This window comes from Pseudomonas bijieensis (assembly GCF_013347965.1).
Lineage (GTDB): Bacteria > Pseudomonadota > Gammaproteobacteria > Pseudomonadales > Pseudomonadaceae > Aquipseudomonas > Aquipseudomonas bijieensis.
The window spans coordinates 4301276-4325508 of record NZ_CP048810.1 but is presented as its reverse complement, the minus strand read 5'-3'; the positions used below and the strand labels follow the sequence as shown (position 1 = coordinate 4325508).

19 protein-coding genes and 1 pseudogene are annotated in these 24233 nt (G+C 57.9%); 4 read left to right on the top strand and 16 right to left on the bottom strand.

Annotated features, from left to right (window positions below):
• The first annotated feature begins 4 nt into the window (after positions 1-4).
• The 4 genes from GN234_RS18860 (at position 5) to GN234_RS18845 (ending at position 4709) form a co-directional block, all read left to right on the top strand.
• Positions 5-1015: a hypothetical protein gene (locus GN234_RS18860; RefSeq protein WP_176688913.1), complete on the top strand. Its 1011-nt coding sequence runs from the start codon at positions 5-7 to the stop codon at positions 1013-1015.
• A 316-nt stretch (positions 1016-1331) separates the two neighbouring features.
• Positions 1332-2531 (top strand): hypothetical protein, encoded by a 1200-nt coding sequence (locus GN234_RS18855; protein WP_176688912.1) that lies wholly within the window; start codon positions 1332-1334, stop codon positions 2529-2531.
• Positions 2532-3039: 508 nt separating this feature from the next.
• Entirely contained in the window at positions 3040-3966 is a 927-nt protein-coding gene (locus GN234_RS18850; protein WP_176688911.1) for a hypothetical protein, read from the top strand.
• 383 nt (positions 3967-4349) lie between these two features.
• Positions 4350-4709 carry a DUF6124 family protein gene (locus GN234_RS18845; RefSeq protein ID WP_176688910.1) on the top strand — a complete coding sequence of 120 codons (360 nt, stop codon included), beginning with the start codon at positions 4350-4352 and terminating at the stop codon, positions 4707-4709.
• 684 nt (positions 4710-5393) lie between these two features.
• Here the strand turns inward: GN234_RS18845 and GN234_RS18840 are convergent.
• The 16 genes and pseudogenes from GN234_RS18840 to tssB form a co-directional block, all read right to left on the bottom strand.
• A complete protein-coding gene (locus GN234_RS18840; protein WP_325073096.1) occupies positions 5394-5918 on the bottom strand; it encodes a PBECR2 nuclease fold domain-containing protein in 525 nt (174 codons plus the stop codon).
• A gap of 73 nt (positions 5919-5991) precedes the next feature.
• The gene (locus GN234_RS18835) at positions 5992-6924 is read right to left on the bottom strand and encodes a serine/threonine-protein kinase (protein WP_176688908.1); all 933 of its coding nucleotides are present in this window, start codon (positions 6922-6924) and stop codon (positions 5992-5994) included.
• Positions 6921-7646 (bottom strand): PP2C family protein-serine/threonine phosphatase, encoded by a 726-nt coding sequence (locus GN234_RS18830; protein ID WP_233459474.1) that lies wholly within the window; start codon positions 7644-7646, stop codon positions 6921-6923. Before GN234_RS18830 ends, GN234_RS18835 begins: the two co-directional genes overlap by 4 nt.
• Complete coding sequence (gene tssM, locus GN234_RS18825; RefSeq protein WP_109752764.1) at positions 7643-11128, bottom strand: type VI secretion system membrane subunit TssM; 3486 nt, start codon at positions 11126-11128, stop codon at positions 7643-7645. The genes GN234_RS18830 and tssM overlap by 4 nt, the downstream gene beginning before the upstream one ends.
• Before the next feature lie 13 nt (positions 11129-11141).
• Complete coding sequence (icmH, locus tag GN234_RS18820; RefSeq protein WP_109752765.1) at positions 11142-12005, bottom strand: type IVB secretion system protein IcmH/DotU; 864 nt, start codon at positions 12003-12005, stop codon at positions 11142-11144.
• 5 nt (positions 12006-12010) lie between these two features.
• The gene (tssK, locus tag GN234_RS18815; protein WP_163856120.1) at positions 12011-13342 is read right to left on the bottom strand and encodes a type VI secretion system baseplate subunit TssK; all 1332 of its coding nucleotides are present in this window, start codon (positions 13340-13342) and stop codon (positions 12011-12013) included.
• A complete protein-coding gene (tssJ, locus tag GN234_RS18810) occupies positions 13339-13842 on the bottom strand; it encodes a type VI secretion system lipoprotein TssJ (protein ID WP_163856118.1) in 504 nt (167 codons plus the stop codon). The genes tssK and tssJ overlap by 4 nt, the downstream gene beginning before the upstream one ends.
• Positions 13843-13907: 65 nt before the next feature.
• Positions 13908-14693, bottom strand: a pseudogene (gene tagH, locus GN234_RS18805) (type VI secretion system-associated FHA domain protein TagH); the annotation flags it as partial.
• A 19-nt stretch (positions 14694-14712) separates the two neighbouring features.
• Positions 14713-14853 (bottom strand): type VI secretion protein, encoded by a 141-nt coding sequence (locus tag GN234_RS18800; RefSeq protein ID WP_109752768.1) that lies wholly within the window; start codon positions 14851-14853, stop codon positions 14713-14715.
• 53 nt (positions 14854-14906) lie between these two features.
• Positions 14907-16424 carry a sigma-54 interaction domain-containing protein gene (locus GN234_RS18795; RefSeq protein ID WP_116833768.1) on the bottom strand — a complete coding sequence of 506 codons (1518 nt, stop codon included), beginning with the start codon at positions 16422-16424 and terminating at the stop codon, positions 14907-14909.
• A 10-nt stretch (positions 16425-16434) separates the two neighbouring features.
• Entirely contained in the window at positions 16435-19020 is a 2586-nt protein-coding gene (gene tssH, locus GN234_RS18790) for a type VI secretion system ATPase TssH (RefSeq protein ID WP_163856113.1), read from the bottom strand.
• An 11-nt stretch (positions 19021-19031) separates the two neighbouring features.
• Positions 19032-20036 carry a type VI secretion system baseplate subunit TssG gene (gene tssG / locus GN234_RS18785; RefSeq protein ID WP_176688905.1) on the bottom strand — a complete coding sequence of 335 codons (1005 nt, stop codon included), beginning with the start codon at positions 20034-20036 and terminating at the stop codon, positions 19032-19034.
• Positions 20000-21787, bottom strand: a complete 1788-nt coding sequence (gene tssF, locus GN234_RS18780) for a type VI secretion system baseplate subunit TssF (protein WP_176688904.1) — start codon at positions 21785-21787, stop codon at positions 20000-20002. The genes tssG and tssF overlap by 37 nt, the downstream gene beginning before the upstream one ends.
• Positions 21788-21793: 6 nt before the next feature.
• Positions 21794-22204, bottom strand: a complete 411-nt coding sequence (tssE, locus tag GN234_RS18775) for a type VI secretion system baseplate subunit TssE (protein ID WP_109752772.1) — start codon at positions 22202-22204, stop codon at positions 21794-21796.
• 8 nt (positions 22205-22212) lie between these two features.
• Positions 22213-23682: a type VI secretion system contractile sheath large subunit gene (gene tssC / locus GN234_RS18770; RefSeq protein ID WP_109752773.1), complete on the bottom strand. Its 1470-nt coding sequence runs from the start codon at positions 23680-23682 to the stop codon at positions 22213-22215.
• Between the two features lie 25 nt (positions 23683-23707).
• Complete coding sequence (gene tssB, locus GN234_RS18765; RefSeq protein ID WP_176688903.1) at positions 23708-24211, bottom strand: type VI secretion system contractile sheath small subunit; 504 nt, start codon at positions 24209-24211, stop codon at positions 23708-23710.
• Between the last annotated feature and the right edge of the window lie 22 nt (positions 24212-24233).

Genomic DNA, 24233 nt, shown 5'->3' with positions numbered 1-24233 from the left:
CCAGATGGACATATTCGATCTTCTCTCATACAAGCTTGAAAATTTCCTGAACGCCCGGCCGTATCCGAAGGCGTTGGGTGCTGTTTTTTACGAAGAAGACGAGCCTTCGCTGCTGACCGTCGTCGCGAAAAAACACAATGGCTCCCCCTTCAGCGTTAGCCGTTGGCATGATTTGTTTTCCGTCAGTGCCTTTGAAAAAGCCATGTTGAAGAACGGTTTCACAGAGCCAGACTGCTACGCCCTCCTCCTGGTCCTGTCGCGCTTTGGCTACCTGCTTGAAATCGACAACCGTCAACGAACCAACAAGGAATACTTCATTTTCTTCTACCTGATCCAGCTGATCAGTTTGAAGAACAGCGCCCTGGATGCGGATGCGCGCCTTCGGAACTACATGCTCAGGTTCCTCCTTTTCGAATTGAGCATTGATGACGAGGCGTATCGTCGGTTCAGCATCGAGGGCAATCAGTTGATGATGGCGACCGATGGGCTGGGGACTGTGGCTTTTCTGGATGTGATTGATCTGGTTTACAAAGCGATCAAGGCCGACAGCAGGAAAGAGCATGAACTGCTCAGCACGTTGAAAACGTTTCAAACAAGCACAGTCAGATTACTCACCGAGCCCGACGATACCCATTACCGCTTCGCGATCAATGATCGCCACAGCGAGCTTATGTACCCTGACGCCTTTCTGCTTGCGTATGCTCAGGCCCCCAAAAAAATATTTGATGCGTTGATCGATGCGGTCAATCCGCTTCAGTCAACGGCAAACCTGTTCGTCTCCAATATGGTTGTGATGAATTACGCCTTTCACATCCTGAAAGACAAGCCTCGCGAAATTCTAAAATTGAAAAAGCACGTCCGTGATGAAGCGTTGTTCGGCCAATTGCTGGAGGTGATCATCCTGCGTCGGATGGCGGTCAGCAAAGCGTTGTTCGAAAAAATTCCCACGGGGCACGATCTTTCCTTGATCAAGGATGAGCAAGCCTCGTTCTACAACATCTTGTACAGCCATTAGAAACTTGATGCATGTGTGCGCCTGACGCTTCTTCTTGCCGCGCACAAAAATAATCAGGGCCTGAATTCGGCGGTGCTCAAGAAAACCCTGGCGGCTGGATCAAGTTGGGAACAAGCCGTTCGATCTGGCGCTTGCGAGCACATGACTAGACGCAAGTTATGCGCAAATCCCCGTGGCGAGGGAGCTTGCCCCCGCTTGTTAGAAAAAGACGTCTGGGTGACCCGCCCAAAAATTCTTTGCTCGGCTCGGTCGCAGACATCGATCCCATGAGCTATACCAAAGTGCCATCATCACCGAGCAAAGGGAGCCATGCGCCATGAAGGGAACCTTATTAGCTTTCATCATTATGTCTATCGCCGGATGCGCCAACTTGAACAGTATCTATCGAACATTTGATATCTCTAGTGGGGAAAGCACCATGAGCGATATCCGACAGAGAGCCATACTGGTAGCCCCCAATGAGACCATAACCAAAAAATACGACCCGACCGGAAAGTACGTTTTGGAAGAGCACATAAAGAAAGGGACGGTTGTGTGTGCAGAACCAAGCCCCGATGCAATGGCCTCCCTTGCTTATGAGTTGGCGGCAAAAGGCGGGTATCCAGGTAAGGCAAGCGGTGAATTGGCTTTCGCCATGCAGGATGGGGCGGCATTCACCGGCATACGCACACAAAGCATCCAGTTGCTCCGCGATTTTGGCTATCGCTTGTGTGAAAGCTACATGTCTGGCTCGATAAGTTCCGCTCAATATGACCTGTACATGAGGCGATTCCAAAAAAACACAGTCGCCCTCCTGGCGATTGAGCAGCTAACAGGAACGGTCAAAGCCCCTCCGATAGCTCTCACGACAAGTGGGAGGGCTGAGGCGACAAAATCACTTTCTGAACAAAGAGCCGAAAGAGAGAAGGTCAGCGATAGAATTTCTGCGCTGGAAGCAGAGAAGACGGCCGTAGACAAGAAAATCAGTGATGCAAAAAAAGCCGATGCCAAAGCTGATACGTCGGAAATGGATCAAACCGCATCGGGCTTGGCGGAAAAAATTAAAAACCTGAAAGATGATAGAACCGTTATCGACAGCGCAATAGCCGAAACAAAAAGCGTCATTGCAGATGGAGAGATAAAGGTAAAAATAGAAACCTCTGGCATGGGCAGCCAACGGTCTGATGCGCACATACAACAGATAGCAAAAACCGTCGAAGGGATTGTTAACAATGTCGTGCTTGCCGATGACCAACTGCAATTGTGCATGTCGGCTCTTTTGGTACCAAACCCAAGTGCTGAGCAAACAAAATTCTCGGCTTGGTGCCTTAAGGAAATGGATACCCAAGCTGACGCTCGGAATGCCTTGATGAAAGTCAAAATATCCCAGCTGGAAAAAGAGCAGTCCATTTTGCGAAGCGGAGCCAGCGAGGTAAGAAAAGAAGAAGCAACTCAGAAGGTTGATGACCTTCAGAAAGCGCTTGAAGAACTTGGGAAAGCCCCAGGGATCTACAGCCTATCCCGGCCTCTGCGTTGATCGAGCGCGGGATGTCGACCCTCGCTAGCCACTAGGAGGCGTCCGTAAAGCGGTGTAGGAGCTGTGTAGGAGCTGTGTAGGAGCTGCCGAGTGCAACGAGACTGCGATCTTCCCCCAGACGCTTGAATCTAAGCGAAATATCAAAAGATCGCAGGCTGCGCCAGCTTCTACAGAGCCGAGCGGGAGCAAGCTCCCTCGCCACGAATCCTGGGCATTACGAATGCCTCGTTTATTCGTAAACCTCTGCGCAACACATCTCAGCGTTTGTCTGGGAGAAGACATCTACCTCGTAGATCCCCCGTGTCGCGCGGACGGTGGCAGAACCTAGGCTGTTCACTGTGTCGCTTTCGAACTCCACTCCCGGATCTACCGGCCAATCACCTGTAAGTCATTGTAAGAAAAAAACAAACGGGCAGTAGCAGCCTCTCGAAAGGTGGCCTATACATGGGGAGGCTGGCAAACAGAAGTGCCAGCGCCTTTCCACTTTGATCGGACAAGGAGTCCGTTTATGGCTACAGAACTGGACGCGTTGCTCTCAAGTATTCGCGGCTGCAAAACCTACGACGCAGTAAAAAATCGCCTCGCTACCATCACAGAAAAAAAGGACGCTGCTACTGACCCTGATGTGGTGCGGGCGCTGCGGGATGCCCAGGTATATGCACTGGTCTGGGGGGTGTTTACTGTCGCTCTCGAGCGGGGGGCGCCGATAGTCGCCTACGACAAAGCCCTCAAGGCACTCGAGGCCGCTAAAGCGAGCGCAGATGACAAAATTCTTGAAGCGGCCTACATCACTTACGAGGCAGCCTGTACCGCCCACCGCGAGGCCCAAGTTGCGGACAACAACCTCATCAACGACGCCATCAAGTCCGTAACCGATGACGCAGCCAAGGCTGCCCCCGGTAAGAACGGCATCGACGCCATTGCCGATGCTGCCGCCGCCGAAATGGCCTCCGCCGACATCGACCATCACCTCGCAAGCCAAAACGTTATCTATGCCTGCGAAGGGCCTAGTGCAGACCCTTATGCGGAATACTATGACAGGGAGCGGCAGATCAGAAATATCACCAGCCCTGTGAGGGTAGCGTGTGCTGCTTATGTCAATGAGCATGTCACCCGTGCTCGAGTGGCGGCCCAACTCAAGCAATCACTCGATCGGTATCTGCTCGTCTGGCGCGTGAAAACCACCGGAGGCGGTAATCCACTGGCCGAACAAGGCATATTGGAAAGCATTGATGAGAAGAACGGGACGTTCGTGCTGAGAAGCACTGTCTATAAAGGCCAGCGCACCACGGTCTCGTTTTCCGACATAGGATCCATCGATACATCACGGACGGGCTCAGGGGCACTATCCAGTGCAATCGCACCCGACTGGAGGAAAGTAGACCTGGGGAAATGGGTTCGCTCCGACGAATATTACAAACACAAAAGCGCTTGATGCCTGTATAGCGTAACCCTTCACAGCAGTGACCGGATGCTAGCTCCGGTCACTGTTGCTTCGAAACCCGTCCGCCAGCTACACATCCTTGCGCCATTGCCTACAACTACGCCAGAATCCGCCCGCTTGTGCGCCTTGCCCATGGCTTCTATTGTTTCCCTGCCACTGCCCATCAGTGGTCGGGCTTGGCGGCCCGCGCAACAGCCCCTCAATAGGATTGCGATGCCTCTGGCATTGGCATTCCTATGTTATGGCGGGTTGCGCAAGGATCCCTTCGGGGATGCCGGGTTCCTTTCGTTCCGGTCCGCCAACCTTGTGTAATCCGTCACCCCATCTGCTTGGCGGCAGACGGTGATGGTTCCTCTTACGAAAGGAGCTCCACCATGTTCAAAATCACACCGAATCCCCCCGAAGCAGATCGCACCTCTGCGTCTACTCAATCCAAAACGAAGAAACAAGACGAAGCAGAGAAGCGCGCCTTGGATTACTACCTGCTACCGAAACCGGAAAAGTCCGAAGATGCGTCCCAACCGGACCAGCTCTTCACCGTGGCAAAAAACGCCGACAACGAATGCCTGCTCGCCAACCTCAGCGAAAACCTGGCATCCGCCGACGCGATGATCAGCAACCTGGCCTTCGACCTCGAAGGCCCCCGCCGCCACATCGCCCTTGGCATACAGCAACTGATCGAACTGAGTTCATTGCTGGCAAATCGAGTGCTGGATAACGTCGACCCACGCTAGCCGTTACACCACCCGTGGCGAGGGGGTTTAGCGAAACGTCGCACCACCCCGCTGGGGTGGTGAAGCCGCCCCAAAACAAGCTGACGCATTTCTTCGGAAATACCGCGTCAGCCGGTCTACGACGGCTGCGCCGCCGAGCGGGAGCGATCCTGGCCACGGACCGCGTACATCTTGAGGCCAGGTATGTATGTGCTGCCGCCTTCGCGAGCAAGCTCGCTCCCACAGGGGATTGGCGGTGCGCCCCCGGTGAGAAGCTCGACCTGAACGCGAGAGCGCTGTGATATCCGATGGATTGATCACGGCCAATTCACCTTAAACTTTATCGACGACCCCGCCATCTACCGCTTTGGGGATGAGACGCCCGGGCGTCCGTTTCACCTTGGAAATAGCGAAGCGAGCGATTGAAGTCGAGCTTCAGCACAAAGCTGACGCCGCAGACACGGAAGCCCAGAAAATCACAGCCACTCATCAAATTTGTTTGACGGTACGCTTAAAGGCTAATAGCCTTTCCTTTGAGCGCGAAACCAGTTGCCTCCCAGCGGCTATAACTGGCGTAGGAACCCCGTCGATGGTTGGGACATCAGCGTAGGGTGAGACCTCCACACCCCTGCTTGAGGGTGTGCATATGAATATCAAGCTTAAAATTCGAGGGCTACTGTCACCAGTAGCCCTTTTCTTTGCCTGTCACAAAAGCGTGTAGCGCTTGTATAGCAGCTCGCCATGGCGGTGCTTGTTGAGCGACTTCGCGTCAGTGTGCATGAAGTTCCACAGCAGCCGCCCCTCGAAGAATACAACGCTTACTAACATCTGCCGCTTTGACTCATACGCGCCGATGAACGCCAGACGATCAGCGCCGTTAGTAAAAGCCACTTTCCACACTTCCAGCGGACCTGTGAGCGTATCTAGAGCAAGCCTCACGTAGCGCTCACGGGCATCCAGCCGCTTTTCGACGATGTGATAAATGCTGCTGCGCAAAATGGTCACGTCGCCCATGGGCGTCTCGACGGTTAGGGACAAGATCGCTGGGTCAATAAATCCCAGGTACTGAGCCGTCACCTCGATGGCGTCTTCATGGCTGGTCGCCGCAATCACTTCCTCAAGGGCATGTGTACGCAGCTCACGCGCCAGAGTGCGCAGGTCGGGGAGATTGCTATCAACCCAAGTGGGCTGGCCTTTGACTTCAGAAATCTTAGGCAGGAGAGTGTCCATGCTCAAACGTCGTCGCTCATCCTGGCGGTGGTTAGGGTTGATCTGCTATTTGCTGGCAACGTTCAGGCGGCGGTCACCACCAGGACAACACACCCCCCAAGGCATCACGCAACCGAGCCGCGCCAATACGCCGCTGCCCCGGATCAAACGCCAGTGCCATTCGCAGCGCCGGCCAGCAGCGCCTGGGCAGGTTGCGCGGCGCCTTGAGTGAGCGCTCCAACCGAGCATCGCGAGCCTGGGTGGCGGGTAAGCGTCGGAATGGGTGTTTGCCGCTCGCCAGTTCATACAGCACGCAAGCCACACCGTAGACATCGGCAGCGGCTGACAGAGGCGCACCTTCGAGCAGTTCAGGTGCCGCGTAACCGGGCGTCCAAGCGTTAAGACGTTCACGATTCAGGTTTGGCAGATGCTGCGAAGGCCCCTCCTCGGCCAGGCCCAAACCGAAGTCGAACAGGCGCAGGCCTTCTTCGCTCAACATGATGTTGCTTGGCTTCATGTCGCCATGCAGTACGCCGCGGCTGTGGGCGTAGGCCAGTGCATCAAGCAGCGGCACGGCGATAGCCTTCAGTTCAGGCCAAGGCACCCCCTGGGGCCGCTCACAAAGCAGTTTGTCCAAGGTCAGGCCACGCATCAGCTCCATGGTGATGAAGGCCCGTCGTTGGGCTGCATCCACTTCGAAGGTGTAGGGGCGCAGAATATTCGGGTGATGCAATCGCCGCGTCAGGGCGAACTCGCTGTAGAGCAACGCACTGGCATCAGGTGACTCGTCGAATACTTCACTGAGCATCTTCAAGGCAAGGTACGGGTCAGGATCAGCGTATTGTTCGTGCAATAAATCCCGTGCGCGGTAAACAACGCCCATGCCGCCAGCGCCAAGCAAGCGTTCCAGGCGATAGCGGCCTGCGAGTATGTCCGGTGTTTCGCTGATGCAACGCTGGCTGGATATCGCAGTAGGTGCAGCGTTGGCGAAGGCGAAATACGTGGGATAGGCACCCTCTTCACTCACGGGCGGATCACCACGGCCGTCAGGTTATCCGGCGCCGTGCCACGCAAAACGTCGTCAAAAAGATGCTCTAACACTCTACGAGGCGAAGCCAGGTCCAAGGCTCTGCCAAGGGCCTCTGTGCCGAGGCCTTGGTACAGGCCATCACTGCACAGCAAAAACGTATCGCCCGGCTGAACGTCCAGCTCCAGCACCTCCAGCGTCAACTCCGGCGCGGCACCGACCGCGCGGGTCAATGCCTTGGCCGCAGGGTGGGCGCAGGCCTCATCGCGGCTGAAGTGTTGCCTGTCGATCAGTTGCTGTTGCAGCGAGTGATCCTTGGTCAGTTGGTACAAGCGTCGACCACGCCACAGGTAACAACGGCTGTCACCAGCCCAAATGCAGACCCCGCGGTTTCCTTCCAGCAACAGCACCACCACGGTGCTGCCGATAATGCCGAGACGATCTTCGGTGACGGTAAGCTCCTGGCTCAGTCGTCGATTGATCCAGCGCAGGCATTGGCGCACCGCTTTCGAACGCTCCCCCAAGTCCCGGTACAGTGGCAGTTCCGTCAGGTTGGCAACGATCATCTGGCTGGCGATGTCACCGCCAAAGTGGCCACCCATGCCGTCGGCCACCGCCCACACCCCTTGCTGTGGGCAGTCGAGAAAAGCATCCTCATTACGTGCGCGGGCTTTGCCCGGGTCGGTGCGCGCCGCGCTGTACCAGGGACTAGCCACCATCAAAGCTGCACCGGCAGACGAAATGTGCGAAGCACGCTCATGTCGAAAGGGTTCGGTGTGCGCTGGCTCGTCAGCAAATAATTGGCGCGCAGGCCACCCAGATCCGCCTTCAAGACGCGTACATCGCGCCCGGTCAGGTATTCGCTCTGCATCAAATCGAACAAACGAAACAGCGACCATGGCCCGGTATTTTTCTCGATACCCACGCCTCGCCCAACCATTTTGTCCAGCACCAGCGCGGTTCGGCCATTCTGCGCGTCGCTTGGCCAGGTAAACGCCACCGGCAGGATCGGACCGTGGCGATATTCAAGCATCTGGTCGCCAAAGCGGAATTCAGCACGGCTTACTGCCGGGTCCAGGGTGTACGGCTCAAGCTGGAACTGCACTTGTGGCTCGGTCGGGTTTTCGGCGAAAAAGCTCCGGCGAATGGTATGCGCTGTTGCCATCTGATCGAGATAGACCCGGGAGATCGGCAAGCTCTGCCCGTCGATACTGCGCAGGCGGTAGTCTCCCGCCGGACCGCTGACGAAGGGCTGCATATAATTGTCGAAAAAGCGACCGACGATGCCTTGGTCCTTGAAGAATTCTCGGAAATCATTGAGCGCCACGTCGCTGGCACTGTGGGCGCTGAACGGGTATCGCTTGTCGATTGCCTTGCCGTAAAAGCTGTACAGCTCGCTCTGATAACGCTGGTTCAGGTATCGATAAGAATCGCTGAGCACCAAACGCCAGCTGTCCTCGGCCAGCACGTTGAACCACCCACTGATTGGCCGCGGCAGGCGAGCAGACGCACTGCGCAGGTGACTCAACGCATCTCGCCCGCCGCCCATGCGGTGCCTGGCCAATTCGAACGCCGCTTGTTCCGGTGCACTGGCTCGGGCCAGGTTCGCCAATTGCAATTGCACCTCATCAAGGGCCCGCAAGACCTGGACCAGATCAGCCGTGGGCCCGCCCTCTCCATCCAGCAGGCGATGCAGCGGTTCGAAACGCCGTCGCAAGGATTTTTGTGCGTTGTCCGGCAGATGTTCGGTCAGGGACGCAGAAGCTTTCCCTGCCACAGCGGCTAGTTTTGTAACGGCATGTTCGCCCTTTCCGGCCGCTTGCGTCAGGTCGTCGAGTTGCTCGACAACCGCCTGGAGTCGAGTGTTTTCGCGCACCTGCACCAGCATCCGCAAAATCGGTGAATGAGCCGAAGTCAGCCCCGCGAGTTGCTCGGCGCCCTCAGCCGCATTGCTGACGGTTTGCAGGGTGATCTGACCGACCGCTTCGCTCCAGTGGTCGGCATAGTCACGAAAATACCGCTGTTCCAGTTCGACCATCAGGCGACGCATGTCCATGCCGCTGAGGCCCTCGCCTTCACCCAATACCCAGTTGTCCTGCAACAATTCGCTGATCAGCGCCGTCCCCTGAACCGAAAAGTAACGTTCGTAACCCTGGCGGGTATAAAACCCAGGAATCACACGATCGGTACCGACCAACAGCCCTCCTTGTGAACCCAAGTGTTGGCCGAGTCGATATGGCGGTAGATGGCTGGCCTGTTCGTGCAGCATTTTGTACACGACGGCGGCCAAGGACTCACGACGAAGGGCCTCTCGGGCCTGGGCTACCAGCGGTTCATTGAGTGCATGAATGAAGGGTAGCTCCAACAGGCGCGCGAAGTGAGCATTCAGGCCCTCCTGTAGCGCCGTGTTGCCGGGGTAACGAAGTGACCCATCGTTGGCCAGCCAATCCTTGAGCCAGGCAACATCTCGACGCTCTTGCAGACCCAGCATCAAGTACGCGCGCAGGCTGTTGAGCAATTGCTCGCGGTCACTCCAGTTGTTGCGGACTTGCTCTTCCAGCCTCTGCGCAACCTTCGGCAACAGTTGCGCCTGCAATTCACGCTCATAGGCCTCGGTCACCGCAGGGTTGCTCGCATCGCCCTGGTACAGGCCGGCACGCTCGTACAATGGCACGGCCCTGTAGGGTGGGAAAACCCGGGTGGCGTCGAAACGAATATCCAGTGACTCGAGCATTGCGGCCCAGTCATCAGCGTTCACTTTGACCGATTGCTGCTGGTCCCAGTGTTGCGCCAGCATACGCAAGCTATCCAGACGCTCGTGGTTGGCCGAAAAACCGTTCGCCCACAACAGCCCGCACAGGCCAACGACTGTCAGCGCCCCGAGGTACAAGGCCCGCTGTCTCCAATGGATACGACGGCGTTCGCGCTGAACGAGGTCAGTCAGATCGGCTTCCGGAAAAATCACCCGGCTGATCAAATGATGAATGAACCGCGAGCGTCGACCAGACACGGTATTACTGGCGCGCAAAGCCACGTTGCCGGGTTCGGCAGTCAGCTCCATTGTTCGACCCGGCAGCAATGCACAGGTCAAATAGAAACCACGCAGCGTACCGACGTTGCCAGTAAACGCCTGCTCGACCAGCAAACAAAGCCCGGCGCCGAGTTGTCCCAGTTGGTGAGGAAAATCAAGCATGCAGCTACGGCGTAGCGGGTCGCGCTCCTGATGCATGCGCATGATCATCTGGCTGTTGAGTCTATGCAGCAGCGCCTCGAACTCGGCACGTAACACGGCTACGTCACTGCCCCGCTGGTCTCGACTGAAGCTCGCACCCAACACCTGGTCGTTTTCCTCACGCGTCAGCGAATCAAAGAATTCATTGAAACCAGGCACGCTGTCCGCTTTGCTCAGGACCAGGTAAATCGGGACATCGATGTGCAGCCGCCTTTGCAGTTCCTGCAAGCGGCCACGAATCTGGCACGCCAGCGTGGTCATTTCATCTTCGCTGCCCAGCAACAGGATCTCGGTCGGAACCGTCACCAGTACCCCGTTCAACGGACGACTGCGGCGACGTTTGCGCAGCAGTTCGAGCAATACGGCCCAAGCGCTGCTATCGATATCACTGTCCGCCTGGGTCAGGTAGCGCCCGGCGGTGTCGATCAGCACGGCGTGCTCGGCAAAATACCAATCGCAATGACGGGTACCCGATATGTCGCCGACTGGCTTGCGCTCAAGCCTGTCGAGAGGGAACTCAAGGCCTGAACAATCCAACAGACGGGTTTTGCCGCTGGCGGGCGGGCCTATCAGCAGATACCACGGCAGATCGTTGCGCCAGCGGTCACTGCGGCCAGGATAGACGCTTGAGGACCTTAGCGAGGTTAAAGCCCGCTTGAAGCGCGAGCGTACTTCGCGCTGCTCATCAATCCTGGCCTGGTACAGGGCCCGCGCATGCCCGGAGGCGTCTTGCTGGGCATTGGCGCTTGAACCGGCGCGCCCATTGACGAAAACCATGACCAGGCCCCAGCCCAGCAGAAGCACGCTGATGGTCAGCAATCGCGCCGTCGGGCTTGCCCAAAACTTGTAGTCATTGACGGCCAGAAGTGGCCCGGCGAACCACACCAGCAGCGCAACACAAAGCACCAGCAGCAGCGTCCAAATCCACGTCTGGCGCACCCAGGCACCGGCTTTCCTGAAAAGCAATTTCATGACACGTCCCTGTTTACGGCAGCGGCCGAGCGGCGGCCGGCTCTGACAGTTGATAAGGTTGCAGTACGCTTTGGCGTTGCTCGTTCAATACCCAGGCGAAACTCGAGTACATCACTCCCAGGCAGACCAAGGTAAAAACCGCCACTGTCCAGGCAGGGACAATGCGCACCGGACTGCGTCGCGCACCATCGAATCCTTCCCAGCGAGGTGACAGTTCGCGGGGAATGTCGCCGCGGGTCTGGCAAATCAGCCGGTACAGGGCGTCGCGCAGGCTTTCGAGTTCGAGCATCCCGCGGGCCTGAACCCGATACTTACCCTCGAAGCCCAGGGATAGGCACAGATACAACAGTTCAAGCGTCGGCAGGTGCTTGATAGGGTTTTTCGACAGGCGCTCAAGCAACTGGAAGACCTTCTCGCCGCCGAAGGTTTCGTTGTGGAAAGTGCTGAGCAGGCTTATCTGTGACCAGCCGCCTCCTTGACCCCACGACGTGGTGACGATCGCCTCATCGATCACTGAGCAGAGCACGTAACGCGCGGCGATCAACTGACTGTTTTCAACACCGCCCTGCAAGGCACAGGCTTCGAATTGCTCCAGACCTCGCTTCAGTTCCCCTTTAAGGGCTTGCAGGTCCTCGCGTGCGCGGCCGTGTTTGAGCTGCACCATTTGCGAAAGCAATCCGGACGCCGCCGCGACCAGCGGATTCAGGCTGACATTGAGTGACTGGGAACGTGGCAGGTGCGCGGCGTAGATCATCCGCTCTTGCAACTGTTCGAAACGCGGCGGCGAAGCAGCATCGGTCAAGGGCCCGGAAGCAGGACGTTGTCCATGATGGTCGAGCAGGACGGTCGTTTCGTCCTGAGGATTTTCCTTATCCATTTCGTTCAATTCCTGATGGCCCAAAAATTCAGCTCAAGCTCAGCGAAATCACCGCAAACATGGAACGCAAAGCCTGCGGATCGCTTCAGTTGCGCCAGGTCTTCGGTATTGGGTTCAAGGATGAAATAGGTTTTGTTGGCGTGAAATGCGATCTGCCGCGGAGCCACGGGCAGAGGCCTGATCTTGATACCGGGCAGATGCAGGTTGACCAACTGGCGGATACGCTCCACCGAGCCAACCTTGAGGTTCGACGGCAATCGATGGCGCAGTTCTTCGCTGTCACAGTTGGCACTTGCCGCCAGTACGAACGAAGCCGTATCCAGCAGGGAGAGATCCTGCACTGGCGAGACGATGATTCCATACTGACGCGGCTGCAACTGCAGCTCGATCGCGTGCTGTTCGAGCACCATCGATAGAACCTGGCGAATCGCTTGCATCAGGCTTCGAAAACACGCGCCTTGGTTGCTGTGCTGGTAGCGGTGGGTCAGCGGTGGGCGTTTGCTGTCGCTGGAGAACGTCGCCAGGTCACCCAGCAGGGCCAGCAGCATTCGGTACAGCGTTTCAGGATGTACTTGCTCCAGGTCCAGATAATGACGCAGCAGCAATTCACTGCGATTGATCAGTTGCAGCATCATGAAATCGCCGACTTGCGCGCCACCTGCCTTGCCATTGAAACGGATCCGCTCGGCAAGGCTGTCGCCCCGATGAGCAAGCATGCCGATGATCTCCTTGAGGCACGACAGCAAGTAATGGGATGAGCGTGCCTGGATGAAGGTCGGCACAAAGTCCGGATCGAGCCTGATCACACCATCGGCCGTGGTATCCAGCACCTCACAGAGCTTGAGCTTCACAAACGCATGGTCGCTCTGTTGCTCGCCCAACAGCAGGCGCAGGTCCGGCCTTCCGCAACTGATCTGGCTCCCGCCGCAATCCCCGGCGTTGGAGTCGGTCACTTGTGTCTCGTAGATGGTGTAGCGCGCCAGCACGTCAGACTGCTCTGGACGACGGGACTCGATGTGATTGCCGGTCACCAATGGCAGAGCGAGGTAGATCGGTGTATTGCTGGTATTGGACGGTACCTCCAGGGCCAGCGGCTCGGCGTTGCCACCCAGCTCGAACAGACTTCCGTCCGGTAGCACCCCGCTGGCCTGGCTGACCACCAGTTGACCCATATTGAGAAATTGCACATCGATTTCCAGCGTCAGGAATCCCCAGGCGTAACTGGCCAGCAATCGGGTACGAACCTTCAACTGATGGTCGAAGTAACGATCGTTGTGTTGTAGATGCTGCGGACGCAACAGCATGCCTTCTTGCCAGATGACTTTATCGTGACTCATCGGTCATCTACCCTGGCCTGTCTTTCAAGTGTAGTGGCGACCCCATCCTGGTCGAGGATCAGGTTCGCTTCGGTCAACTGTGTCGCAACCACTGGCAGTGTGTAGCGCCAGCGAACATGTGGCAGGTCACGGTACGCCGCGATTATGCCGACGTAATGGCCATTCCCAGAGAGACCGAGCCTGAGCTCGACGGTTTCACCTGGACGCAGTTCCAGCTCTTCGCTGGAAACCAGGTCAGGGGCCAGTGTTTCCCTCGCGTGCTCATAGAGGCTGAAGAAATCTGAGTTTTCAAAAGCCACCGGATGCCTGAGTTCGAACAGCCGCACCACCACCGGCGATGGTCGCCCATTGATATCGGGGTTGAGTCGCTCACTGGCCGTCAGGGAGAGGTTGAGCTTGGTCATCGTCGAAAAGGGCGACAGCGCGGTGCAACCGGCCAACAGCAAGGTCATGGCCAGCGTCGTCAAAGGCTTGGATAAGTGCATCGTGCAGTGGGACATGGACGTCATCCGTGGTAATCGATTTGCAGGCCGGCAATCAGACGAACCTGTTCTTCATAGGTCTGGGCCAGGCGCAGTTCGCTTTTCAGCTCCGAGCGAGTACCCAGACTCTGTTGCAAACCCTGGATGCTTTGCTTGAGCAACAGCGCTGCGTTGATCGCCAGACCTTCGCGGGCCTCGCTGTCCAGGCCTTCGAGATCCATGCCCAAGGCGGTACCGAAGCGCTGCCAAAAAACGTCATGCGAATGATCAATAGCGTTGGTGGGCGGGACGGGCGCAGGCCTTGGTTCAACTGGCTCTTCGACCAGCTCCGGCAACAGCAGGCTTTCCCTGTCGATACGCGCATAATCCGCACGTCCAAGGGTGTCCGGTGGTACCGCCGTAGGATTTATCAGCTCGTCGATGTCCAGCGAGAGCCGCTCCTGTTGATCCAGCGCTTTGAGCGGGTCGAGTTCCAGGAAGGCATCGTCGGGAATAAGACTGTCGACCGGCATTGAGCGGCTGACTTCGGCAAAGCTGTTCGACGGCCCGGCGACCAGCCGCGCCAGGATCTCGAAATCACCCATGATGTAGGCGTCTCCGTCCTGTATCCGGACCGGTTCGCCCTTAGGCAGGCGCGCGCCGCTTTCGCGATGGGTCGTACCGTTACCACTGGTGTCGGTCAGGAAAAACGCGCCCTCACGGAAGCTGACCTGCGCGTGACACTTGGACAGCAGGCGGTCGCGGTCGGGGATCATCCAATGGCAACCCTCGCCCCGTCCTATTACTCCGCCGCCCGGCCCGAAGGTCTTGTGACACAGCTGTACAGGGACGAACTGGTTGGCGTTCAGCATTTCAAAAACAAGATCCATCTCTTAACGGTTCCTTGGGTCACTTGCCGCGATTGATCGCCTGTGGATCACCCAGAGGGCGATAATCACTGTCGTTGAATTTGTAGTTGCCACTACAACCGCCGAGGGTGAATGACATCAGGAGCGTCAGCAGAACGGTTCGCCAGGTAAAGAAAGGCATGGAAACTTCTCCAGTAATGAAGGGCCGGCTGGGATGGGTATGAGGGGCAAGGATCAATCATTGAAATCACTGCGCTGAACGTTCAGGCGCGCGAGACGATAGATCAGCGTGCGCAGCGGCAGGCCGAGTTCGCGGGCGGCACGTGTCTTGTTGCCTGCACTCTCGCGCAGGCAATCGATCAACAGGCCACGTTCTATCTGTTCCATCCGCTCACGCAGGTTCACGCGGCCGCGCTCGGATGGGGTCTGGATGTGCAGCGCAAAATGCTCGACGAGCAATTCGCCGCTCTCGCACAAAAGCACGGCCCTTTCCACGATGCTCTTGAGTTCACGGACATTTCCCGGGAAGTCGTAGGCAGCCAGGTGATCGAGTGCCGCGTCTGACCAGCGCACCGGATCGCGCCTCAGGAGTGTGCAAGCCTTGTCGGCAAAATGCCGCGCCAGCTCGATGATGTCGCCGTCGCGCTGACGTAACGCTGGCAACTGAATTGGAAACTGCGCAAGGCGGTAATACAGGTCTTCGCGGAACTTGCCCTCCTCCATCAACTGCTTCAGGTCGCGATGAGTGGCGGCAATGATGCGCACGTCGACATGGTGAGTGTCGTTGGAACCCAACGGTCGGATTTCCCCTTCCTGCAACACTCGCAACAACTTCGCTTGCAGGGACAACGGCATATCGCCGATTTCATCGAGCAACAGCGTGCCGCCGTTGGCCGCGTCGAACAGCCCGGCACGGTCTCGGTCGGCACCGGTGAACGCGCCCTTGCGATAGCCGAAAAGCTCACTCTCCAGTAAGTTCTCGGGAACCGCCGCACAGTTCTGCACGATAAACGCCTTGGATCGACGCGGACCGTAATCATGGAGGACCCGGGCCACGACTTCCTTGCCGGTACCGGTCTCACCCCGCAGCAGGACGGTATAGGGGCTATGCAGTACTTTACTGAGCAACGAGCAGGTCTTGCGCATGGCGACGCTCTTGCCGATCAGGCCGTAACTGATACCGCTCGGCAAGCTTGTGGCATCGGACACCGACTCGTCGACAGGACCGCGCAGGCGCTGCAACAGATGCATCTGACCAAGTGCAAAGGTCCCAAGACGTCCCAGGGATTCAGCGACCCCATGCAAGTCGAGGTGCTGATTGCTGGCGCACAACAACAAGCCACCAACCTCATCCTGCGGGTCGACCAGGGGCACACAAAGCAGCGACTGCCATGGTGTGGCCCGCGCGGGCAGAAAACGGGTTTCGTGCACACTGTCACTTAGCGCGCCGAGGCATACCACACGGTTCTGGCGTAGGGAAAATTGCAACAATTGCTCAGCGTGATAATCGGAGGACAGGCTTTGCGGGTCACGAAATTGCACCAGGCCTTCCAGATACTCGGTGTTCATTTCCAGGCGGGCGCGAGTGGCATCGAGCAGGTACAACTGCACCAGTTCACAGCCACTGAGCCGCGCAACCCCCTGAATGAAATTCCCCACCAGCTCAGCACCGTCCACCAAGCGTGAAAGGTTGGAAAACTGCGCCAAAAGTGCCTCGGCATAGTCCAGCGGTTGCGAGAGTTTCTTGAACATCGCACCCACCTCAGGAGAACTCACACGCAATGCTGGCATCGCCGTTGAGCACGGCGTGTACATGCCGCAGCTGTTCGTCGCCGGCCATGGCCGCGAGCAACCGGTCGGCAACCAGCGGCATCAGGTGCAGGTCAAGCAGTTGGTCAATCAGTCGTGCGCCGCGATCATTGCGACTGCAACGCGCGACCAGATGGTTCACAAGTTGGCCGCAGTAACTGAAGCCCAAGTGACGACGGCGCAGCCGCTCGCCCATGCGGTCGAGTTTGATCGTCACCAGCTCACGCAACACCGGCCCGCTGACCGGGTAGTACGGCACCACGCACATGCGGGCTAACAGAGCGGGTTTGAAATGTTTACTGAGGATCGGGCGAATGGACTCTTCGAGGCTTTCGGCGCTCGGGTGTGCGCCGTTTTCGCACAGTTCGTCGATGCGCTCACTGCCCAGGTTCGACGTCATCAGAATCAAGGTATTGCGAAAATCAATCTCCCGCCCTTCCCCATCGTTGGCCAAGCCTTTGTCGAATATCTGGTAGAACAGGTTCAACACATCCGGGTCGGCTTTTTCGATTTCATCGAGCAGCACCACGCAATAAGGCTTTTTCCGCACGGCTTCGGTGAGCATGCCACCTTCGCCAAAACCAACGTAGCCCGGCGGTGCGCCGATCAACCGCGAAACGGTATGTTTCTCCTGGAATTCAGTCATGTTGAGCGTGGTGATGAAACGATCACCGCCATAGAGCAAGTCGGCCAGGGCATGCGCCGTCTCAGTCTTGCCGACGCCACTGGGCCCCACCAGCAGAAACACGCCCACTGGGGCGTCGGGTTTGTTCAGGCCTGCGGCGGCGGCACGCATCGCGCGATCAAGCGCCTGTACAGCTGGCTCCTGACCACGAATACGCGCACGCAGGTCCGCCGCGAAACTGGCGACTTTCAAATTGTGCTCTCGGGCCAGTTGCGCCAGCGGTACACCGGTCCAGGCACTGATGACCTCGGCGACCAGTCGCGGGCAAACTTCGAAGCTGACCAAGCGCTCCTGAGCCTGCGCAGCCACCAACGTGCCGTGTGTTTCATGCAGCGCCGCTTCCAGGGCTTCGACACCGTGGGTTTGATCCTGCTCGGATTCCCGTGCCCTGGCCAATTGTTGACGAAGCGACAACAGGCGTTGCGCAAGAATACGTTGCTCGGTCCATTGGGTTTCCAGCGCTCGGCACTCGTCTTCGATGGCCTCCAGGCGGGCCTCCAGCGCTTCTAGCGCCTGAAGATCGATCGATAAACCGGCCTGCCCATCACGGCGCAGCGCCTGGCGCTGACGCTCGCCTTCGGCCAGCTCGCTGCGTATTCGCTCCAGGCTTTGCGGCGCAGCGGCCAGGCTGATGCGTACGCGAGCGCAGGCGGTGTCCAGTACATCCACAGCCTTGTCTGGCAACTGACGACCAGCCAGGTAGCGGGCCGACAATTGCGCCGCCGCGACCACCGCGTCATCACGCAGGTAAATGCCGTGACTGTTCTCGTAGACGCGGGCCAGGCCACGCAGGATGGTCACCGCCTCGCTGACAGTGGGCTCGTGCAATTGCACCGGTTGGAAACGACGGGCCAGGGCTGGGTCTTTCTCAAAGTATTTTTTGTACTCGGTCCAGGTAGTGGCCGCGATCGTGCGCAGCTCGCCCCGGGCCAAGGCTGGCTTGAGCAGGTTGGCCGCATCGGCGGCCCCCGCGCTGCTGCCCGCACCAACCAAGGTGTGGGCCTCATCGATGAACAGAATGATGGATTTCGGCGAAGTCTTGACCTCGTCGATCACCCCCTTGAGACGACGCTCGAATTCACCCTTGATGCCGGCGCCGGCCTGCAGCAGCCCCATATCCAGCGAAAGCAGCTCGACATCTTCGAGCACTGACGGTACTTCCCCTGCGGCGATGCGCAACGCCAGCCCCTCGACGATGGCGGTCTTGCCCACTCCAGCCTCACCGACCACGATTGGGTTGTTCTTGCGGCGACGAACGAGGATATCGATCATCTGCCGGATTTCACCGTCGCGACAAAGCACCGGGTCGAGCTGGCCTTCGCGGGCCTGCCGAGTCAGGTCATGGGTAAAGCGCGCCAGCAGGGAGTCGCCCGGTTTGGCGGTCTGATCGGCGACCGGTTGAGCCTGTTGCGACAAGGCGAAATCTTTCAACCGATCGATATTCAGCCGGGTGAGCAGCGCATGATAAGCACTCCCTGCGTAACGAAGCGGGTTGCGCAGCAACGCCAGGATCAACGCGGCTTGTCCGACCTGGCTAAGGCCCAGCTCGAGATTGGCCACCAGCAGGGCATCCTGTAACCATTGCACCAGCGCTGGGGCGAATACCGGGTTGCGCGAAGCACTGTGCCCCATCCGTGGTTGCAGGGCGGCGCTCAGTTCACCCGCGCTGACCTGGGCATCTTGCAAGGCTCGCGCGAGCAGGCCTTGCGGACGCTCCAGCAAGCCCAGCATCAAGTCTTCCACCAGGACCTTGTCTGCGCCACGCGCGATGCATTGCTCGGCCGAGCGCTCCAGATCGCTCCTGGTTTCGGCGTCCAATGCCTGAATCAGTTGCTGAAGGTCTACGTTGATCATGTCATCCATTCCTAGTGAATTTTGCTGCCGAGGATCACTACGCCATCGGCGCGCTCGTGCCCCAGCCAACTGGTCCATCCCAGGCGACAGGTATTCTGTTCACCCATGCACAGCTCACGAATTTCCTGCTGGCGCAGGACCAGGCGAATGTCATATTCGAGGGGATCACGCAGGGTGAATCGCACCAGCGAGCACAACGGCTGGTAACCGGTGCCGATGGGCAGGAATTCGTGAAAACGCTGCCAATCCAGTTCGCTGATATGGATCCGGAACTTGCCGCTGCGGTCGCGCACCCGTTCGCCGAGCACCAGGTCTTGGCTCAGCAGGCTGTTGGCGCTCCCCAGGCGATTGCGCTGTTCGCCAAGGATGTCCACGCGCCGCTCGATGCACTGTTCAAGGTTCAGTTCGGCATGCTTGAAGTAATAACGCAGCACGGCCTCTATCAGAGCCGCCGAATGAGCACGAAGACTCAGCAGGCCCAGGTACGGCAGCAGACGCTTCCAGTTCAGTTGGCTGGCCTTGCGAATGTCTTCGCCGCCCAGGCCGATCAGCGCAAACAGCTGCTCGGAAAACGGGTCTTGAGCACCGCTCTGAAAGCTTGCGCAATAACGATACTTGCGCCAGATCGGTAGCATCAGCCGTTGAAGGCGGTGATGGAAAACGTCGAGAAAGTCGCGCGTCGGATTGCCATCCCCTTCCCCCAAGGCCTGTTCACCATAGAACGCCGGTAGCGGCGACCCTGCCCCTACCAGGCTGACCAGATTCATGCTCAGGCGCGCCCGCACCTGGCCGTGCTCTTCGAAAAACTCCACACGATCAATGTCGCTGGCGGGGAACCCCAGGCTTGGGTTGGCTCGGAATTCCAGCCGGTCATACAGCGCGTCATCATCGAGCGCTGGATGAGCCTCGCGCAGCCGATCAACGACCAACAACACGGCCTGAAATAGCGAGTACTCGCGTATCCCTCGTGTCAGCACGCTTATAGAAGCGGCTGCTGGCCCATGCGGGGTGTCCATTGGTAGACCTCTCCTTGTGTGCTGTTCACCCGTAGTTCGTGGTACGAATTGAGGCTGGCATAAAGCGCGAAAAACTCGTTGAGGACCGACGCGAAGACGAACAGGTCGCCCTCGCCGATGTAACCCTGCGGGTCGATGGTCAGCTCGGTGCGCAAGCCACGAACCGGCAAGCCCCGGTGCAGACGGTCGACATGCTGGTGCCTGATCGACTTGAGCCCGTCCAGCAAACGCTTGCTGACCTTCTCTGTCTGTTCGTCGTAGTAACGCGGAAAATCATAGGTTTCGAGAATCACCTTGAGCGCATTGACGTCCGCCAGCGACAGGTAGTTGAGTGACATGTTGCTGATCAGCTTCCAGAGGAAATCGCGATTGAGCGGAGGGGCGAAGCTCGAAGTGACCGGACCTATGTTGCGGAAACTCAGTGATTCAGGGCTTTTCTCACCGGGCTGGTCGATGTCACCCGGCTTTAGCTGGCGCGGCAGGTTCTGGTTGGTGCACATCAACTCGATAGACAGGGTTTCATGGAGGTGAGTGTGGCGGACACCGAAGCCCAGGCAGGTGTCCAGGCCACCGTGCAGCAATGAAGGACGCTGACGAACGCTGTAGTAGGGTCTGCTGTGGGGCACATCGAAGCTTGAATCATGCTCGAAGGATTCGAACGGCACATAGGCCTGATAACCCAGGCCGCCGGGGTTCCAGCCAGTGACGCTTTCGACCGAAAACACGCCGCAGTGCTCCTGGTCATAATCGGCCGGCAGCAGCAGATATTCGTCCTGTTTGCTGTCCAGGCGGATCGGCTGCGCGTCATGTTTGAACAGATTGACGATCGGCGTGCAGTACAGCTTTATGTTATCCAGTGTCGGACGCATCCGCTGGATACCACTTTTGCCAATATCGAAGCGCAGTTCCAGGCCCCGCATCTGTTCGACACTGCTGTGCGGTGCAATGTTGATCACGTCCAGGCCATGGATATCGACGAACAGGAACTTGTCCTGGAAAGCGAAATATTCCTGCAGGTAGCGATAGCCGCGAAAGGTATTCAGCGGATACGGGATCAGCGCTTCCTCTTCGGCAAAGCCTACTGGCTGGACACTAGCGGCTGGGATCCTGAACGTCATTGGGCTGCCGTCTGCCGCCTGCAAAGCTGCGCCAGCGCCGTCCAGCGGAATCAGCTCGATACCCTCGAGGTTGCGCAACAGACTGATGTAGAGCATCTGGCTGATGTAACGCTCGCCGGTCAGGTGCAGACGCAAATGGCTCAGTTGCAGTTCGCCCAAATGACCGTCGCAACACATCTCCAGACGCAGGCTCAACAGCGACCCATCCCCTTTCACTGAATAACTCAACCTGGTCAGATCAAGCGCCAGCACCTCGGTCGGGTAACACGTCAGGAAACGGCAACGCACCTGCTGGACAGGTTTACTTTCGACCGGCGTATCGCGTTCCACCCGCAACGCGGGGCCGGATCGCCGCTGCGGATCGAACTGCAAGATGCTGAAGGCTGGCAATGGCCGCATGTAGTTCGGCCACAATAGCTGCATCAGCGAATGGCTCAGCTCCGGCAATTGGTCATCGAGCTTCTGGCGCAGTCGCCCGGTCAGAAAGGCAAACCCCTCCAGTAGCCGCTCCACATCCGGGTCCCGTCCGGCCTGCCCCAGAAAGGGGGCCAGCGCTGGGTTACGTTCGGCGAAACACCGACCCAGCTGGCGGAGCGCCGTCAGCTCACTCTGGTAGTAATGATTGAACGACATGTATGGCTATCCTTGTCTGACCTTGACTTGGCCGCTGCCGTCCAGGCATGCGGAAAAGCTGACCTGCCGCCTGACCCCCTCCACGTCCAGCAAAGCGTCGATGCTGAAGGACAGGCGAAGTTGATCGGCGTTACTGGGCATTGAAACGACACAGACATTTCTGAGGCGTGGCTCGTAGGTCTTGATGAAGATCTCGATCGCCTTGCGGGCCTGACTCCTCGCGTCGTGCAGGCTCAAGCGCATGTCATTGAGGTCCGGCAGCCCATAATCGGAGAGTGTCTGCACGCTACCCGCCCGGGTGCTGAGCATCTTGGCCAGATGCGCAGCCACCGATGTCACGACACAAACCTCGCGGTTCAAACCCGCGCGCTTTTCAGAATCACCTGCCAGGCGCTCGAAAAGGCTGCCATACGTCATGAGCGCGCCTACACCTTGTCCAGCTTGCCAACCAACGACAGCGTGAAATCGGCGCCCATGTACTTGAAGTGAGGCCGTACGTTCAGGCCAACGCGATACCAGCCAGGCTCACCTTCCACGTCACTGACAATGATCTTCGCTGCACGCAGCGGACGGCGACCACGGACTTCGGCGCTAGGGTTCTCCTGGTCGGCCACGTACTGGCGGATCCAGTTGTTGAGCTCGCGCTCCAGGTCCGTGCGCTCCTTCCATGACCCCAATTGCTCGCGCTGCAGGACCTTCAAGTAGTGAGCCAGCCGATTGACGATCATCATGTATGGCAACTGAGTGCCAAGCTTGTAGTTCAGCTCTGCATGCTTGTCCTCGGCGCCGATACCAAAGAACTTCGGCTTCTGCACGGAACTGGCAGAGAAGAACGCAGCGTTGTCACTGCCTTTGCGCATGGTCAGGGAGATGAAGCCCTCCTCGGCCAATTCGTATTCGCGCCGGTCGGACACCAGCACTTCGGTCGGGATCTTGGTTTCGATTTCGCCCATGCTTTCGAAGTGATGCAATGGCAGGTCTTCAACCGCGCCACCGCTTTGAGGACCGACGATGTTCGGGCACCAGCGGAACTTGGCAAAGCTGTCGGTCAGCCTTGTACCGAATGCATAGGCGGTGTTGCCCCACAGATAGTGCTCGTGACTGTTGGCAACGGTTTCCTTGTAGACGAACGCCTTGACCGGGTTCTCTTGCGGATCATAGGGGTTGCGCAACAGGAAGCGCGGGACGGTCAGAGCAAAATAGCGAGCATCTTCCGATTGACGGAAGCTCTGCCACTTGGCGAATTGCGGACCTTCGAAGTGGTCTTTCAAGTCCTTGAGGTCCGGCAGACCAGTGAAGCTCTCCAGGCCAAAGAACTTCGGACCGGCCGCTGCGATGAACGGCGCATGGGACATGCAGGCGACACTGGACACGTACTGCATCAATTTCACGTCCGGCGAGCTTGGGGACATGAAGTAGTTAGCGATGACCGCTCCTACCGGCTGCCCACCGAACTGACCGTATTCAGCGGTGTAGATATGCTTGTACAGGCCTGACTGCATGACTTCTGGCGAATCCTCGAAGTCGTCCAACAAGTCGTCCTTGGAAACGTTGAGCATTTCTATCTTGATGTTTTCGCGGAAGTCGGTGCGGTCCACCAGCAGTTGCAAACCGCGCCATGCCGACTCCAATGCCTGGAATTGCGGGTGGTGGAGGATTTCGTCCATCTGGCGACTGAGCTTGGCATCGATCTCGGCGATCATGCGGTCTACCATGGCCTTCTTGACCGGCTCACCGCTGTTTTGCGGCTTGAGCAGCTCTTCGATGAACGCAGACACGCCGCGCTTGGCAATGTCGTAGGCGTCATCGTCCGGAGTCAGGTGAGTCTGGGCGATGATGCTTTCAAGAATGGTGGCGTTGTTCTGGCCCTGCTTCTGTACTGCATGGGTACTCATGTTTCGGCTTCCTTGGCTGAAAGAATCAAGCGCTCTTCGCTGTGGTGTTCAGACCCAGCTCATCCAGTACGCGGCGGCGGGAATCGTCATTGGCGAGTACGCCCTCGATGGCCTTGCGAAACGCCGGTGCGTTACCCAATGGCCCTTTGAGCGCAACCAGGGCGCCACGCAGTTCCATCAGTTTGCTGAGCTCCGGCACTTGTTCGACCAGGCTCGCCGGGTTGAAATCCTTCATCGAGTTCACACGCAGCTGTACGGCCAACTCTTGAGTTTCGCTCCCTTCCTGAAGACGATTCGGTACGCTCAGGGTCAGGTTCAGCTCCTGTTTGGCCAACACTTCGTCGAAGCTCATCTTGTCGATGCCAATCGGCTTGCGGTCCTCGATCTTGCGTTCGTCCCTGCGGTGGGTGTAATCACCGATCGCCAAGAGTTTCAATGGCAGTTCAATTTCTTCCTGGGCACCGCCAGTGGCAGGCTTGAAGGTGACGTTGATGCGTTCCTTGGGGGCGATTGAGCCTTCTTTGGCCATGACTTTCTCCTTACAATTTGCG